We start from the raw sequence: 14,162 nt of genomic DNA, 5'->3' as shown, positions 1-14,162 counted from the left end.
CCCGCGGGGTGAGGCCGCTGCCGGTTTAGGGGCGGCCGGCGAAACCATGTGCAGGTCGGTGCGTTCTCTCAGCGAACCCCGCATCACCGATCTGAGGTCAGGCCATGAAAATCGCCCAGGTTGCCCCGCTATTCGAGAGCGTTCCGCCGAAGCTCTACGGGGGCACCGAGCGCGTCGCGTCCTATCTCACCGAGGAACTGGTGCAGCGCGGGCACGAGGTGACGCTGTTCGCGAGCGGCGACTCGGTGACCTCGGCGGAGCTGGTGGCGTGTTCGCGGTCCGCCTTGCGGCTCGATCCCAGTATCGAGAACCCCCTGCCCTATCACATTGCCATGCTCGACCGGGTGATGCAGCGGGCGGACGAGTTCGACATCGTGCACTTTCATACCGAGCTGATGCACTACCCGATGATCCGGGCGTTCCAGGGGCGCACCCTGACCACCCAGCATGGGCGGATGGATCACCGGGATCTCGAGCCGTTCTACAAGCACTTTTCCGATGCGCCGCTGGCCGCCATCTCGCGCGACCAGCGCGAGGCGCTGCCCCAGAGCAACTGGGCGGGCACGGTCTATAACGGCCTGCCGCGCGACATGCTGCAGTTCGGGGACGGCGAAGAGGGGTACCTGGCCTTCCTTGGGCGCATCTCTCCGGAAAAAGGGCCGGATACCGCGATCGAGATCGCGACCCGGGCCGGCCTGCCGTTGAAGATTGCAGCCAAGATCGACGCCGTCGACAAGCCCTATTGGGACCAGGTGATCGAGCCGCTGGTTCGGAGCCATCCCAATGTCGAATATGTCGGCGAAGTCACCGAGCGGCAAAAGTCCGAGTTCCTGAGGAAGGCGCTGGGCGTGCTGTTCCCGATCACCTGGCGCGAGCCGTTTGGCCTCGTGATGATTGAAGCCATGGCCTGCGGCACACCGGTGATCGCGTTCCGCAAGGGCGCCGTTCCCGAGGTGATCGACGAGGGTGTGTCGGGTTTCGTCGTGCACACCGCCGCCGAGGCGCTCGCCGCCATACCGCGACTGGCGGAGCTGGACCGCAAGGCCGTCCGCGCGGCGTTCGACCGGCGGTTCACCGCCGGGCACATGGCGGATGGCTACCTGGAGATCTACGAGGAACTGCTGGCCGCCGAGGAGCATGGCGCGCCGGCACCGCGTCGTAGCGACCCGGACCTCAGGATCGTCACCTCGCACTAGGAGGCACGGCATGGAGCAGGCAGCTCCCGAGAGCGCGCCGGAAGGCGGCGCGGGCATCATCCCCGCTTCGGTATCGCTGCCGGAACGCCGCACCCGCACGCTCAAGCACGACGACAGCTTTGCCGTGTTCGACCACAATGGCGACGCGCTGGCGGGGCCGGGGCGGCCGGAGGGCATCTTCCATCACGATACGCGATACCTGTCGCAGCTCTACCTGACCATCGGCGGACAGCGCCCGTTGCTGCTGAGCTCGAGCATGCGGGCCGACAACGCCATGCTCACCTGCGACCTGACCAATCCCGACTTCTTCGACGCGCCGGGCAAGGTAGGGTTACAGCACGATCTCATCCATATCCGGCGTTCGCGCTTCCTGTGGCAGGGGAGTTGCTTTGAGCGGCTGGCGGTTCGCAACTTCGACCAGACGCCGCATCGGGTATCGCTGTCGGTGTGGTTTGCCGCCGACTTCGCCGACCTGTTCGAGGTGCGCGGCAGCCACCGCCCGCAGCGCGGCACGCTGAACCCGCCGACCGTCACGGACGCAGCGGTTCATCTCTCCTACACCGGGCTCGATGCCGAACGGCGCGAGACGGTGCTGCGGTTCGATCCGCAGCCGACGCGGCTCATGGCCAACCAGGCGGTGTTCGAGATCGACCTGGAGGCTGCCGAAACGTTCGCCGTGTTCATCGAGGTGCACTGCGGCTCCGAGGACGATCGGCCGACCGGCCGCATGGGGTTCCTGCGGGCGCTGCGCGACTCGCGCCGGGCGCTGCGGCTGGGCACCTCGCGCGCCGTCGAGATCGAGAGTTCGAACGACGTGTTCGACGAGACGACAAGCCGTGCCGTCGCCGATCTCTACATGCTCGTTACCTCGACGAGCGACGGGCCCTATCCCTATGCCGGCATTCCCTGGTTCAGCACGGTGTTCGGTCGCGATGCGCTAATCACCGCGATGGAGATGCTGTGGATCGATCCGGCGATCGCGCTCGGCGTGCTGCGGCACCTGGCGGCGCTGCAGGCCCGCGAAACGGACCCGCTCAGCGAGGCGCAGCCGGGCAAGATCCTGCATGAAGCGCGCGGCGGCGAGATGGCCATATTGGGCGAGGTGCCGTTCCGCCGGTATTACGGCAGCGTCGACTCGACGCCGCTGTTCGTGGTGCTGGCCGGCGCCTATCTCGAGCGCACCGGCGATCTGGAAGCCATCCGTTCCCTGTGGCCCCATATCGAGGCGGCGCTCGGCTGGATCGATCAGTACGGCGATCTCGATGGCGATGGTTTCGTCGAGTATGGCGGCGGGCGACCGGGCGGGCTCGCCAACCAGGGCTGGAAGGATAGCCACGACTCGGTGTTCCACGCCGACGGCAAGCTGGCCGGTGGGCCGATCGCGCTTGTAGAGGTGCAGGCCTATGTCTATGGCGCGCAGCTCGCGGCGGGCCAGATGGCGCGGTGGCTGGGCCGGGACGAACTGTCCGTGGACCTGCGGCATCGGGCGGAAGAGCTGCGCGAGCGGTTCGATGCGGCCTTCTTCGATGCCGAGCTCGGCACCTATGTGCTGGCGCTCGATGGCGAGAAGCGCCCGTGCCGGGTGAAGAGCTCCAATGCCGGGCACGCGCTCTATACCGGCATCGCCTATCCCGAACGGGCGGCCCCGGTGGTTGCGACGCTGATGGCGCCTACGTCCTACAGCGGGTGGGGTATCCGGACGCTGGCCTCGACCGAGGCGCGCTACAATCCGATGAGCTACCATAACGGCTCGGTGTGGCCGCACGACAATGCGATGATCGCTGCCGGCTTCGCGCGGTATGGCTTCCGGCGCCATGCCGCTCGCATCTTCGAGGGGCTGTTCGCCGCGTCGTCGCAGACCGACCTGCGCCGGCTGCCGGAGCTGTTCTGCGGCTTTCCGCGGAAGAGCGGGCAGAGCCCCACTTCGTACCCCGTCGCCTGCTCGCCGCAAGCCTGGGCCGCCGCGACGCCGTTCTCGCTGCTGCGGTCCTGCCTTGGCCTGGTGTTCGACCCGGCCAATGCCGAGATCACCTTCGATCACGCGGTGCTGCCGGGCTTTCTCGACGAACTGGTGCTGCGCAAGCTCAGGGTCGGCGCGGGGCAGCTTGACGTGGCCATCCGCCGCGCCGGGGCAGAGACCGCGATCAATGTGATGGAGCGGCGCGGGCCTGCGCGCGTCCTGATCCGAGGCTAGCAGCGGGGAAGGCTTTGCCACCGGTGGCGGCAAAGCCTGTTGGCGTCAGTGCAGCTCGGTGCTGCGGGGCGCCGGCTCCTCGAGCAGGTCGTCGTAGACCTGGGCGGCGCTTTCCTTACCCTTCTCGTAGAGCTCGGCGGCGCGCGCCTTGCCTTCCTCGTAGATGCCGGAGGCAGCTTCGGCTGCGGCCCGGCGGGCGTCATCGGCGGCCTTGCCGACGAGGCGATCCTCTTCGGCGGTGTGCGGCAACGCTGCGCCGACCGCCGCACCGGCGGCGAAGGCGAGTGCGCCGGCGATCAGCGGCTGGTTCTGGAACGTGTCGACCACCATCCGACTGGCCCGATCCATCTGATGCTGAGCCGCGCCACCGAGCACCTGGGCCTGATGGCCAACCTCGCCCATGGCGGCGCCGACGCCGTGCCGCATGTCGTGCCAGCGGTGCGATGCCCAGCCGGCGGCCTCGTCGAAGCGATTGCCGGCCTCATCCTGGAAGTCTCGCACGCGATGGCCAGCGTCGTCGATGAAGCCGCCGAACTTGCGTCCGGCACCATCGACGAAGGCGCCTAGGCGATGGCCGAGTTCATTGGACTCCGCCTTGTAGCGCCTGCCGCTCATGTCCTCGAACTCGCTGTACCACTTGCCGGCCTGATCTTCCTGGTGGCTGATCCGCCGCATGCCACCCGATACGGTGGCGTAGGGGTACTCGGGCTCATCCTGTGGCCGGACCTTCGGCGTGTCGCGGTTGCCTAGGCTGGGTCCCTGCCCCGACATCAGCCAGATCAGGCTGATGCCCAGCAGCGCTGCCGGCAGCGGGTTGTTGGTGATCGTGGCGCCAAGATTGGAGGCAAGTTGCTGGCCGCCGCCCTTGGTGTAGGCCAATGCCTCGTCCACCAGCTGCCCAGGGGTCAGGCGCTGCCGGATCTCGCCGATGCGGTCTTCGACCCGGCGGCGCTGCTCTTCGACCTCGCGTTCCAGCTGGGCCGAGTCTTTGTCAAAGCTGCTCATCAGAAACTCTCCTTTACGACCTCAGCGTCGCGCGCCAGCGAGTGGGTCGTGCGCTTGAGGTTGAGCCGCGAAGCCTTCCAGGCGTCGAGGCTGCGGGAAATGAAGGACCACGCGATGCCGCCCACGACGAGCGCCACCACCAGTGAGGCAACGAAGCCGGCGGCGTCATCGGACATGCCGAAGGCGACCAGCACCCATGAGAGCCCGGTGACCAGCGCGGCGAGAAACACACCCACCGCACCGATGGCCAGGACTGCTCCGATGGCAAAGCCCCTGGACGCGTCCAGGGCGACGTCGAGCTTCTCGCCGGCCTCGCTTTTCGCGAGCTCGATCTCCTTGCGGAACAGACCCGAGACGTCGTTGGCCAGCGAACCGAAGAGATCCGTCAGGGACCGGTGTTGCTCATATTCCGTCATCTGGACCTCCCATCACCTGCCCGTCACCGGCGTTCGGCGTAGCGGCCGGCGCGTAGGAGGGCCGCGGAACGGGGGACAGGCGATTGTCCGATGCGTCGCGCCGCGAGGCGCTGGCGCGGACAAAGCGGCTCGCCGCAAAGCCTAGCAACGCGGCTGCGCCGATGAAGGCGGCCGGTTGCTTCCGGCCGAAATCCTGCACCATGGCGAGGATGTCGTCGACATCGTGGTCGCGCACCGTGGAGGTGAGCCGCTGGGCGCCATCGGCGATCATGCGGACGTAGTGCGCGCTGCTGTCGTCCTGGCTCTCCAGTTCGCCGGCGACCTTGTCGAAGGCCCGGGAAACGCCATCGAGCTGGCCGGCCAGCAGCTGCTTTTGCTCGCTCGCCATGCCCTTGGTCTTTGCGGCGACTTCATCGAACTGGGCCTTTGCCTCCTCGCCGAGCAAGGCGGCCTGCTCCTTCACCTCCTCGCCGAGGTCGGCAAGGTCCTTCTGCGCGGTCTGCGCCAGATCCGCGGTATCGTCGCGCACGCGTTCGGGCATCGAGCCCGGTAGTCCTGAACTCGAGGGATAGTCTGGGGTGCTCATCGCACTGCTCCTGTTTGGGATCAGATGCGGCTCGCTGACGGACGCTTCGCCTAAGCCGATGCAAGACCAATGAGCAGGAAGCGCCGAAGTTCCGGAGGTTTGCGCGAAAACGCGCAGAGAGTGGTCGGGAGCCCAGGTTGCGCGGCAAAGCTGCGGAACCGGCGTTTCCTCCCGGGAGTTAACCTGCAACTGCCCGATCCCAGGAGAGTGCGATGACCATCTATCGTCTGGTGCCCGCGGCCGCCCCCGACGATCCGGGCTGGGACCGCGCCCTGAACCAGGGCGAGGTCGTGGTTCTCGCCCATTCCTCGGGCGAGGCCCGCGCGATTGCTGCGCTCGAGGAGGCCAGCCAACTGGTCGGCCGCGTACCGCTGTCGATCACGCAGGTCATCGCCAGCGCCTTCCGCGACGAGAAGCTCTATTCCGTGCACGAGACGTCCGGCACGGGTTTCGAGGACACCGGGCCGGCTCGGGTGCTGCGCGGTGAATTCAGCTTTCCCGACAACTTCGTCGTCCACGTCGATTGAGCAGAACATCACGAAACAGGCTGGCCTGAGGCGCGGAACTCGAACGGTCACTTCGCTGGAGGGGAAATGTCGGATTCCGTCGCCTATTTTGGCTTCACCGGGTTGATCGAGCCGAGCGGGGTCGGGCGCATCGCGGCCGCCTTGAACTCGGCCGCCAATGCCGAGGTGGGGACCGTTCACCTCGCCTTCTCGTCCAACGGCGGCTATGTCGCGGATGGCATCTACCTGTTCAACCACATCCGGGCGCTGCCGCTGCACCTGGTGGTCTACAATACCGGGAGCGTCAGTTCGATCGCGGTGTCGGTGTTCCTCGCGGCAGGCGAGCGATACTGCTCGAGCCACGCGATGTTCATGATCCACCCGACGACGATGGGGGGTGCCGAGATGACCGCGCGCCGGCTGCAATCAACGCTGGATGCGGCACTGGCGGACGATGATCGCACGGACAATATCCTGCGTCAGCGCTCCACCATCCCCGAGGAGGTGCTCGCCGCGCGACGCCACAGCGAGATCCACATCTCGCCCGCGCAGGCTCTCGAGTTCGGGCTGGTCCAGGCGGTGCGCGAGTTTACGCTGCCAGGCGGGCAGCAGATCGTTCAGATCTAAGGGGGTCGCACTCATTGTCTGCACTCGTGCGGCCGGTGGTTTCCCACCGGCCGAGCCGGTCGTTTCAGTGCTTGTCGGGGTTGGGGCGGTTGCTGGAATCGCGCTTCATGTCGTCATCCATCTGCCGCTGGCCCTGGCGGTTCTGGTCGCCCTGCTGGCGGCCCTGATCGGCACCGCCGGACTGCTGACCACCCTTGCCGCCCTGCCGTCCGGCCTGGCCGGACTGCTTGTTGCGGTTCGCATCCTTGTTCTGATTGGGCATGGTACTCCTCCAATTGATGCCGGACGCTGCGGCAGACATAGAACTTCGGCTGACAGCGATTGTTCCGCGAAAATGCGAAATTCCGAACCCGACGCGTCGGGTCTGCTGGAGGCACGGCTGAAGGGCGGTCAACCGTGATGAAAGCGAACGGTGATCGCGCCCCGGGAGCGGCGAACCACGGAGCACCGGACATTGCCGCCGTTGGGCACGACTAGGTCGAAGCTCGAGGGTGGCTGCGAGTTGGGCGAGATGTGCAGAAGAGCCCCAGTCCGCGAGGCATTGTGGATGGCGCAGGTCGCCACCCCATCGCCCATCTGGATCAAGCCCTGCAGTATCCGCTGTCGCGGCGAGTTCCAGATGTCCGGCATGCAATCTCCGTGAGAAGCGTCAAGGCGATCTAACTTGGGCCGCTGGCGAGTGGTTCCGGCAGGGCTGGTATGCTGGATGCGCGTGGCCGGCCGATGGACCATCCTGGGTCCAATCGGGGCCTGGTCGGTTCAGCACTTAGCCACCGAGCTCAGGGCCCAAGCCGACACTATAGGCAACCACCAGCATCGAGATCGAGAAGGCATAGAGGGTGATCAGCGCGAGGGATCTCAGCATGGTTCGGGCTCCGGGTTGGTGGGGAATGGCCGGCGGCAGTGGACTGCCAGCCGACCATCTGCATCGGGTTATTCAGATGGCGTCACTGGCCATCAGGTTTGACGTCGACGGTCACGGCCGGAACATCGATATCTACCGTCTTCGAGCCGAAGCTGCCGTTGAAGTAGAGAAACAGTCCGATAGCGATGACGATGACGAGCAGGATGCCAGCGACGACACCCACCGCTCCGCCACCCGAAGTAACAATGGTTTCACGATCGGCCATTTGATTTCTCCATACATGTGGACCTGTCCAGACAACGTCCAGGGGTCGTGCTCGTTCCGAAAACTGCTGTGATTTCAGTGTGATAGTCGACTTGTACGCGCGCATGCCGAACGACGCCGAGAGGTATCGACGTCGGCGGCCGGCTACCCCGGGCCCCGAGGGGTTCGACTTGCGAGCCCACTAGTGGACTTGCGCCATCTGACCCAGGGGACTGAGAAACTTGCCGTAGACCCAGCCCGCGCGGCCATCCTCGGCAGTGATCATCACCCAGCCGCGTTCGGTCCTGCCGACCGTCACCCTGGTGCCGCCGCCGAGCAGAAAGACTTGCCGGCTGGTCTTGACCGGCGCTTCACGGACGCGGAGCGACTCCACGGCGACGGAATGGGAAAAGGTCGATGCCGGCGACGAAGCCATTGAACCTGGCGGGTTGGGGGCTTTGATCGTCACCGGCACCGATTTCGCGATGTTCAAGTCGTCGGCCTTCGCCGTCGGCAGATAGGCCACGTAGCTGGGCTTCAGGTTGGAGGTCTTGACCGGAGCTATCGAGGCAACCCTGGCAACCGTATCCGCGGTAAAGCTGAGGCCGGATACAGTAAGCGCTCCCGCAAGGAGCGCCGCGCCACAGAACAGAGCGATAGAAACAATTGGTCGACGCATTCTTTGTGTCAGATCCTTGTGTCCAGATCCTTGGGAGAGCGGCGACCGCCGTGTGGGGCACCGAGAGGGAACTCGCGGCCGCCGCTCCTGGAGAAACAAGCTCGCTGAGGGCGCCTGGTTCCTGACCCCAGACTTCAGGCCCACTTGGCATGGCGACCTAAGTCGCTATGACATCTCAAAGAAAATGCGGAACCGGTCACAAGTATTCGAGTTAGTTTACTGTCCGATACATGCCGCCGCTTGTGTCGAACACCCCGCACAGCGGGGTCCACACTGATGGTCAAACCCCCATTGCTCAACCAACGGGGGTTTGATCGTCTTTGGGGACAAGAATAACGAGGCTACGGAGAGGCGATCTACAGGCGTCAGAGGGCGTTCGTCTGGGAAGGGTGCCTGCCGGCCCTGCTCGCGGCATCCGCGGGATACAAATAACGGCGGGCGCCCTGGTTGAGGGCGCCCGCAGCCTGATGCCCTAAGTTGCGGCGGAGCTGGGCATCATGCGGACCTCTCAACAGGCCCGTTACTGAAGCTGCGCTTGCAGCTGTCCGGGGTCAGCAAGGTGCTGACCGGAAGCAGCAGGGCGCAGGAACTTTCCGTAGACCCAGCCGGTTCGGCCGTCTTCGGCGGTGATCAGCATCCAGCCGCGTTCGGTGCCGGAGACGGTCACCGTGGCGCCGCTTTGCAGACCAAACACCTGCGGGCTGTCCTTGGCTGGGCCCGACCGAACGCGGAGCGAGTCGACGGCGACGATGAATGCGGGCGCGCTGCCCGGAGGCGGTTCGGTGGTCATGGATACCGGCACGGCCGGGACGGACTTGGCGACGTTAAGATCGTCCGCCGAGGTGACGACGGTCGAAGCCACGTAGCTGGGTCGGATGTTGGCCCTGACGGGCGTGAGGCTCGCCATCTGCGCTACCGTGCCGGCCGTGAACGTCAGGGAACTCACGGTTAGCGCGGCGGACATGAGGAAGGCGGCACACAGCACAAAGAATGCGGCGATCGTTCGGGCCATTTTCAGCTCCGTTGTCGCTCAGGCCACCGCATTGTGGAGAACTAAAATCCCGATCGGAACAAAAGGTTCCGGAACCCTGTGAGGTCGGAGGAATAAGAGGACTGTGATGGGAACGCCGCGCCGCCAGTAGGAGCGGACCGCCTTGCGGTCCGCCCGTTTCGTGTCAGATCTGGAAGTAGCCGCGGGCCTGGTCTTCGGTGGGCATCTGACCGTCCGGGGTCATCTTGTCGACAGTTTCCGGTATCGCCGTCGCCAGCCGCTGAAGCAGCTCGTCACGGGAGAGGCCGGTGCGCTTCGTGAGTTCGGACAGGTTCTCGTCGCCGATGGCCTGTGCCACCTCGTCGGGGCCAAGGCCGCGGGTGGGGACATTGGGGTTCACCCAGGAGTCGGCCGTTTCGGACTGGCCGGAGGACTTGAAGCGGTCAAGAAGATCACCGAGGCCACCTGTCAGCACGTTGCCCGATCCATTGCCGCCGCCGAGCAGGTCGCCAAGACCGCCGAGCATGCCGCCCAGGCTGCCTTGCGCATTCGGATCGGTGCCGGGCTTCTGCAGCCCCTTGAGTGCTTCGCCTATCTTGTCGCGATTCTGGTAGCCAGCGACGGCCAGCAGGCCGAGCAGCGCCAGCATTGAAGGCATGCGGTTTGCCATGAGGTCCTCCTATGCCCGGCGGCGCGCGACCGCGCCCCAGACGAAAAGTACGATGACGGCGCCGACAACAGCGCCGATGAGGCCAGCGCCTTCGCCTGCCGAGTACCAGCCCAGCGCCTGGCCAAGAAAGGTCGCGACGAAGGCTCCAACGATCCCGAGGATCGTCGTCAAGACGAAGCCTGACGGGCCTCCAGATCCGGGCACGACGAACTTGGCGATAACGCCTGCGACGAACCCGATGAGGATTGTCCAAAGGATACCCATGCTTCACTCCCTGTGGTTGATCGCAAACCAACCAGCAGGGGGTCAAAGGGTTCCGTTGCTCCGCCGCTCTCGCCTGCCGGAACCTCCTGCCCCCAGCGGCGTTGGATGAGGCTGTCAGATAGGACCGAAGTGACGAAATCCGAGAACTATGCCGATTCACTTTCGATCGATGGGCGCTACCGCCTACTGGTAGAGGCCATTACCGACTACGCCATCTACATGCTCGATCCGACCGGCCGGGTCGCCAACTGGAATGCCGGCGCCCAACGATTCAAAGGGTACACCGCGGACGAAATCATCGGCACAAACTTCGAGGTGTTTTACGTCGATGAGGACAGGCAGAACGGCCTGCCGGCGCAGAACCTCAGACGCGCGCGTGAAGAAGGCCGTATCGAGCAGGAGGGATGGCGGCTCCGAAAGGACGGAACGCGCTTCTGGGCCCACGTCGTTATTGACCGGATCATGGATCCGAGCGGCCAGATTGTCGGCTTCGCCAAGATAACGCGCGACCTCACTGAGCGGCGCAACACGCAAGCGGAGCTGGAAGCGGCCCGTGAAGCGCTCTTCCAGGCGCAAAAGATGGAGGCGATCGGGCAGCTGACGGGCGGGATCGCCCACGATTTCAATAACCTGCTGATGGCGGTGCAAGGCAGCCTCGAAACCGTGATGAGACGGCTGCCGGCCGACAACCCTCATCTGCCATTTATCGAGAACGCCTTGAAGGGCGCGAGGCGCGGAACGGCGCTCACGCAGCGGATGCTGGCATTTGCGCGGCGCCAGGAGCTGACGATGGTTGCGATCGACATCGGCGCGCTGGTGCTGGGCATGCGCGACATGCTGGAGCGCTCGCTGGGCCCGTCCATACTCGTCGGCCTGCGGCTGCCGGCCAACGCCCCCAAGGCACGCTCGGATCCTGCCCAGCTGGAAAACGCCATCCTCAACCTGGCGCTCAACGCGCGGGACGCGATGCCCAATGGGGGATCCATTACCCTCTCCACCGCAGTGCGAAAAGCATCTCCGGGGTCGGAACCGCGTCCCGGCCACTATCTGGTGCTGGCCGTCGAGGATGATGGCGAAGGCATGGATGAGGTCACCCTTTCACGTGCTACCGAACCGTTCTTCACGACGAAGGAAGTGGGACAGGGGACCGGCCTGGGCCTGGCGATGGTCCACGGCCTCGCCATGCAGTCGGGCGGTCGCCTGCACCTGGAGAGCAAAAAGGGACAGGGAACCCGGGCGGAGATCTGGCTGCCCCTGGCCGAGGGTCAAAGCGAGGTGATGGTGGAAGCAGAAGCAAAGGCGCCACATGGCGGGCGCGCGCTCAGCATATTGGCGGTGGATGATGACCCGCTAGTGCTGATCAACACCGTGGCCATGCTCGAAGATCTTGGTCACCAGGTCACCAGCGCCGGATCCGCACGAGAGGCTCTGGAACTCATCGAGGGTAACCGGTTCGACCTGGTCGTCTCCGACCAGGGCATGCCGCACATGACCGGGCTGCAGATGATGGACGCCATGCGTCTAAAGGGGCACTTGATGCCGACGATCGTCACGACGGGCTATGCCAGTTTGCCGAAGACGGATGTGGCGGTGACCACGGTGTCCAAGCCGTTCGGACTCGATGAGCTGGAAACGGCCATCGCGGAGACGATGGTTGAGCCGGTGCACTAACCGTCCGGCCTCGAGATCGGGCAGAAGGATCGGCGGCTCAACGGGATAGAGCCTGACCGGGTCAATGCCGGCGCGATGGAACACATGTTCGGGAGACTCGTTGCAAGCCAGGGTGTGCGTTCGACGCGCACGCAATGATCTGCCCTCCGGTAGATCTCCAGCAGCGGCAGGGCGGGACATGAAGTTCTATTTCGACATCCGAGACGGCGCCGAGTTGACGCGCGATGACATCGGCGTGGAGTTGCCGGATGCAAACGCCGCCCGGCTGCAGGCCACCATCGCACTGACCGAGATGGCGCGTGACTATCTGCCTCGGGACGGCGACGAGCGGCGGCTCTCGATCCATGTGCGCGACGCCGATAGCCCACAGTTCGACGTCACGCTCGACTATGAACTCGAGGACCTTCGCGAGAAGGACGGCAGCTAGCATGGCCAAGCCGGCACTCGAGGAGTTCGATCCGTTCTTTGCCATGGTTTCTGTGCGGGACGACCTGTCGGATGAAGAGCGGGCGATCGTCCTGGCATCGGCAGGCGACGCCCAATCGTTCGCCGCTGGCGAGGATATCGTTAGCCAGGGGGATCGGCCTTTCAACAGCACCCTGGTGGTGAAGGGGATGACCGGCCGGTATTCCACCGTCGAGGATGGCGGGCGGCAGATCACGGGGCTCCACGTTGCCGGAGATTTTGTCGACCTCCACTCTTTCCCGTTGCAGCTGATGGACCACTCGGTCACGGCGATCACCCCGTGCCGCGTCGTGAGCTTTCCGCATGCGGGCCTCCTCAAGATCACCGAGCGATTTCCTCACCTGACCCGAGTGCTGTGGCTGCTGACGCTGCTCGATGGCTCGATCCATCGACAGTGGATGGTCACGAAGGGCCGGCTGACCGCGGACGAGCAGATGGCGCATCTGTTTTGCGAGCAGTTCGTCCGGGCGCAGACGGCAGGGCTCGCCACGGGCAACCGGTACCCATTTCCGCTGACCCAGACGCAGTTCGGCGACGCCCTCGGTCTCTCGATCGTTCACACCAATCGGACGCTCCAGCGCCTCAGGCGTACGGGAACGATCGAGTGGCAGGACGGCGTGGTGAAGATCAACGACTGGCCGTTGCTGCAGGAACTGGGGCAGTTCGATCCAACCTACCTCCACCTGGAAAAGCACCGTCGCTAGCTCATTAACTTAGTGAAATGCGCGACGACCGCCCGCTGTCTAGCTTGGGCGGATGACCGACAGCAGCCGTGAACGAAGTCCAAATCCAGACGTTGTCGCCCACCGACGGGCAAGCGCGCTGGTGGCGCCATTTCTTCCCAAACTGCAGCAATGGAACCTGTACGCGGCCAGTTCGGCGGCCAGGGAAGCCTCCCGCCTTACCACCGACAAAGAGCGGGATACGCTGCGCGGTCGGCGGATAGAGGTGATCGCCGAGGTGCAGACCGAGTTCGTTCGGTTTAGCGAGGCCATCGCTGCGGAGCCTGCCCATGCCCGCATCGCGGACGTGGACGCGGCGTTTCGGCGGCTGTTGAGGACGCTCGATTTCTAGTCTCGATGCCTCGGCCGGTCCCACCTCGACTGGGATTCGCTGTGGCCGAGCGGCAGTTTCGCCTATGGCGGCAACTTTTCGGGGCGCCGCAGATTGTCTTGGGAGCCCCATGAAGGAGCCACGAGAAATGACCTTTCCCATCGACCCCGCCCAGCGCCAGCCCAAGGGTGATCACAACCGGCGCCTCTCGCTCGGACTCGATCCGGAGCAGTTCGCCTTGGCAGCCGGGATTACCGTTGACGAGCTGCGCGACTACGAGAACACGTGGCCGGACCACGAATTCAGCCCGATGATCGCGCAGCGCGTCGGCGAGGCCCTCGAACGTCTCGAGCTGGAACTGCCGAACTCCGAAGCCGCTGGCATCCAGCAGCTGCAGGACAGAGCGGCGCACGACCATGAGCCGATTTCCCTGATCGTTGATCCGTCGATCGAGCAGTCGATCCGCGATACCGCGTATTATCTCTGGGAGTATGATGGCCGTCCCGAGGGACGCGACGAGGAATACTGGCATCGCGCCCGGGAGGCCTGGATGGGGCAACAAGCCCTGGACCAGGGCTTCGACTCCTCGATTGCGGAACCCGACCCCGAGATCGTCGACCGGGCGGTCGAGACAAGCCGGCAGATCGGGCTGCAGCGCCCGTTCAACAAGGACCCGGAAGAGAACACCAGCGGCGGGTTCAACCAGAAGCGCTAGCCCGCGCAAGGGAGCC

At 65.0% G+C, this 14,162-nt stretch carries 19 protein-coding genes; 9 read left to right on the top strand and 10 right to left on the bottom strand.

The genetic code is table 11. The features are described 5' to 3' along the window. Positions 1-104 precede the first annotated feature (104 nt). Both AC1DWU_RS15655 and AC1DWU_RS15650 read left to right on the top strand, forming a co-directional pair. Entirely contained in the window at positions 105-1,196 is a 1,092-nt protein-coding gene (locus AC1DWU_RS15655) for a glycosyltransferase family 4 protein (protein ID WP_477150930.1), read from the top strand. A 10-nt stretch (positions 1,197-1,206) separates the two neighbouring features. Then, a complete protein-coding gene (locus tag AC1DWU_RS15650; RefSeq protein WP_477150929.1) occupies positions 1,207-3,390 on the top strand; it encodes an amylo-alpha-1,6-glucosidase in 2,184 nt (727 codons plus the stop codon). A gap of 45 nt (positions 3,391-3,435) precedes the next feature. Here the strand turns inward: AC1DWU_RS15650 and AC1DWU_RS15645 are convergent, their stop codons facing one another. Genes AC1DWU_RS15645 through AC1DWU_RS15635 form a run of 3 tightly spaced genes read right to left on the bottom strand, consistent with a single transcriptional unit; the run spans position 3,436 to position 5,397 of the window. Then, positions 3,436-4,395: a DUF3618 domain-containing protein gene (locus AC1DWU_RS15645; protein ID WP_477150928.1), complete on the bottom strand. Its 960-nt coding sequence runs from the start codon at positions 4,393-4,395 to the stop codon at positions 3,436-3,438. Continuing rightward, positions 4,395-4,811, bottom strand: coding sequence for a phage holin family protein (locus tag AC1DWU_RS15640; protein ID WP_477150927.1), 417 nt, complete (start codon positions 4,809-4,811; stop codon positions 4,395-4,397). Before AC1DWU_RS15640 ends, AC1DWU_RS15645 begins: the two co-directional genes overlap by 1 nt. Beyond that, entirely contained in the window at positions 4,798-5,397 is a 600-nt protein-coding gene (locus AC1DWU_RS15635; RefSeq protein ID WP_477150926.1) for a hypothetical protein, read from the bottom strand. Before AC1DWU_RS15635 ends, AC1DWU_RS15640 begins: the two co-directional genes overlap by 14 nt. 212 nt (positions 5,398-5,609) lie before the next feature. Between AC1DWU_RS15635 and AC1DWU_RS15630 the strand changes: the two genes are divergently transcribed. Both AC1DWU_RS15630 and AC1DWU_RS15625 read left to right on the top strand, forming a co-directional pair. Continuing rightward, on the top strand, positions 5,610-5,924 hold the full coding sequence (locus AC1DWU_RS15630; protein ID WP_477150925.1) for a hypothetical protein: 315 nt from the start codon (positions 5,610-5,612) through the stop codon (positions 5,922-5,924). A gap of 66 nt (positions 5,925-5,990) precedes the next feature. Further along, complete coding sequence (locus AC1DWU_RS15625; RefSeq protein ID WP_477150924.1) at positions 5,991-6,530, top strand: ATP-dependent Clp protease proteolytic subunit; 540 nt, start codon at positions 5,991-5,993, stop codon at positions 6,528-6,530. 64 nt (positions 6,531-6,594) lie between these two features. On the opposite strand, the gene AC1DWU_RS15620 is transcribed toward AC1DWU_RS15625, so the two are convergent. From AC1DWU_RS15620 to AC1DWU_RS15590, 7 genes are all read right to left on the bottom strand, one after another. After that, positions 6,595-6,792 (bottom strand): hypothetical protein, encoded by a 198-nt coding sequence (locus AC1DWU_RS15620; protein ID WP_477150923.1) that lies wholly within the window; start codon positions 6,790-6,792, stop codon positions 6,595-6,597. Between the two features lie 128 nt (positions 6,793-6,920). Next, positions 6,921-7,160, bottom strand: a complete 240-nt coding sequence (locus AC1DWU_RS15615; RefSeq protein WP_477150922.1) for a PilZ domain-containing protein — start codon at positions 7,158-7,160, stop codon at positions 6,921-6,923. Between the two features lie 317 nt (positions 7,161-7,477). Beyond that, positions 7,478-7,660, bottom strand: a complete 183-nt coding sequence (locus AC1DWU_RS15610; RefSeq protein WP_477150921.1) for a hypothetical protein — start codon at positions 7,658-7,660, stop codon at positions 7,478-7,480. A 180-nt stretch (positions 7,661-7,840) separates the two neighbouring features. After that, entirely contained in the window at positions 7,841-8,164 is a 324-nt protein-coding gene (locus AC1DWU_RS15605; RefSeq protein ID WP_477150920.1) for an SH3 domain-containing protein, read from the bottom strand. Between the two features lie 673 nt (positions 8,165-8,837). Further along, the gene (locus AC1DWU_RS15600; protein ID WP_477150919.1) at positions 8,838-9,329 is read right to left on the bottom strand and encodes an SH3 domain-containing protein; all 492 of its coding nucleotides are present in this window, start codon (positions 9,327-9,329) and stop codon (positions 8,838-8,840) included. Positions 9,330-9,492: 163 nt separating this feature from the next. Continuing rightward, positions 9,493-9,978, bottom strand: coding sequence for a YidB family protein (locus AC1DWU_RS15595; RefSeq protein ID WP_477150918.1), 486 nt, complete (start codon positions 9,976-9,978; stop codon positions 9,493-9,495). Between the two features lie 9 nt (positions 9,979-9,987). Continuing rightward, positions 9,988-10,242 carry a GlsB/YeaQ/YmgE family stress response membrane protein gene (locus AC1DWU_RS15590; RefSeq protein WP_477150917.1) on the bottom strand — a complete coding sequence of 85 codons (255 nt, stop codon included), beginning with the start codon at positions 10,240-10,242 and terminating at the stop codon, positions 9,988-9,990. A gap of 129 nt (positions 10,243-10,371) precedes the next feature. Between AC1DWU_RS15590 and AC1DWU_RS15585 the strand changes: the two genes are divergently transcribed. The 5 genes from AC1DWU_RS15585 to AC1DWU_RS15565 all read left to right on the top strand — a co-directional run bounded on the left by AC1DWU_RS15585 (position 10,372) and on the right by AC1DWU_RS15565 (position 14,146). Next, positions 10,372-11,913, top strand: coding sequence for a PAS domain S-box protein (locus AC1DWU_RS15585; RefSeq protein ID WP_477150916.1), 1,542 nt, complete (start codon positions 10,372-10,374; stop codon positions 11,911-11,913). Positions 11,914-12,091: 178 nt separating this feature from the next. Continuing rightward, positions 12,092-12,340 carry a DUF6894 family protein gene (locus tag AC1DWU_RS15580; RefSeq protein ID WP_477150915.1) on the top strand — a complete coding sequence of 83 codons (249 nt, stop codon included), beginning with the start codon at positions 12,092-12,094 and terminating at the stop codon, positions 12,338-12,340. Between the two features lies 1 nt (position 12,341). After that, the gene (locus AC1DWU_RS15575) at positions 12,342-13,082 is read left to right on the top strand and encodes a Crp/Fnr family transcriptional regulator (protein ID WP_477150914.1); all 741 of its coding nucleotides are present in this window, start codon (positions 12,342-12,344) and stop codon (positions 13,080-13,082) included. 52 nt (positions 13,083-13,134) lie between these two features. Further along, positions 13,135-13,452, top strand: a complete 318-nt coding sequence (locus AC1DWU_RS15570; protein ID WP_477150913.1) for a hypothetical protein — start codon at positions 13,135-13,137, stop codon at positions 13,450-13,452. 127 nt (positions 13,453-13,579) lie between these two features. Then, a complete protein-coding gene (locus AC1DWU_RS15565; protein WP_477150912.1) occupies positions 13,580-14,146 on the top strand; it encodes a DUF2934 domain-containing protein in 567 nt (188 codons plus the stop codon). Positions 14,147-14,162: the final 16 nt, after the last annotated feature.

This window comes from Devosia sp. P2_G7, from assembly GCF_056403495.1.
This window is presented reverse-complemented; position numbering and strand designations above follow the sequence as displayed.

Bases quoted from the DNA above. Each gene is read 5' to 3' on its own strand.
- AC1DWU_RS15655 (WP_477150930.1), top strand. From the start codon at position 105: ATGAAAATCGCCCAGGTTGCCCCGCTATTCGAGAGCGTTCCGCCGAAG.
- AC1DWU_RS15650 (WP_477150929.1), top strand. From the start codon at position 1,207: ATGGAGCAGGCAGCTCCCGAGAGCGCGCCGGAAGGCGGCGCGGGCATC.
- AC1DWU_RS15645 (WP_477150928.1), bottom strand. From the start codon at position 4,395: ATGAGCAGCTTTGACAAAGACTCGGCCCAGCTGGAACGCGAGGTCGAA.
- AC1DWU_RS15640 (WP_477150927.1), bottom strand. From the start codon at position 4,811: ATGACGGAATATGAGCAACACCGGTCCCTGACGGATCTCTTCGGTTCG.
- AC1DWU_RS15635 (WP_477150926.1), bottom strand. From the start codon at position 5,397: ATGAGCACCCCAGACTATCCCTCGAGTTCAGGACTACCGGGCTCGATG.
- AC1DWU_RS15630 (WP_477150925.1), top strand. From the start codon at position 5,610: ATGACCATCTATCGTCTGGTGCCCGCGGCCGCCCCCGACGATCCGGGC.
- AC1DWU_RS15625 (WP_477150924.1), top strand. From the start codon at position 5,991: ATGTCGGATTCCGTCGCCTATTTTGGCTTCACCGGGTTGATCGAGCCG.
- AC1DWU_RS15620 (WP_477150923.1), bottom strand. From the start codon at position 6,792: ATGCCCAATCAGAACAAGGATGCGAACCGCAACAAGCAGTCCGGCCAG.
- AC1DWU_RS15615 (WP_477150922.1), bottom strand. From the start codon at position 7,160: ATGCCGGACATCTGGAACTCGCCGCGACAGCGGATACTGCAGGGCTTG.
- AC1DWU_RS15610 (WP_477150921.1), bottom strand. From the start codon at position 7,660: ATGGCCGATCGTGAAACCATTGTTACTTCGGGTGGCGGAGCGGTGGGT.
- AC1DWU_RS15600 (WP_477150919.1), bottom strand. From the start codon at position 9,329: ATGGCCCGAACGATCGCCGCATTCTTTGTGCTGTGTGCCGCCTTCCTC.
- AC1DWU_RS15595 (WP_477150918.1), bottom strand. From the start codon at position 9,978: ATGGCAAACCGCATGCCTTCAATGCTGGCGCTGCTCGGCCTGCTGGCC.
- AC1DWU_RS15590 (WP_477150917.1), bottom strand. From the start codon at position 10,242: ATGGGTATCCTTTGGACAATCCTCATCGGGTTCGTCGCAGGCGTTATC.
- AC1DWU_RS15580 (WP_477150915.1), top strand. From the start codon at position 12,092: ATGAAGTTCTATTTCGACATCCGAGACGGCGCCGAGTTGACGCGCGAT.
- AC1DWU_RS15575 (WP_477150914.1), top strand. From the start codon at position 12,342: ATGGCCAAGCCGGCACTCGAGGAGTTCGATCCGTTCTTTGCCATGGTT.
- AC1DWU_RS15570 (WP_477150913.1), top strand. From the start codon at position 13,135: ATGACCGACAGCAGCCGTGAACGAAGTCCAAATCCAGACGTTGTCGCC.
- AC1DWU_RS15565 (WP_477150912.1), top strand. From the start codon at position 13,580: ATGACCTTTCCCATCGACCCCGCCCAGCGCCAGCCCAAGGGTGATCAC.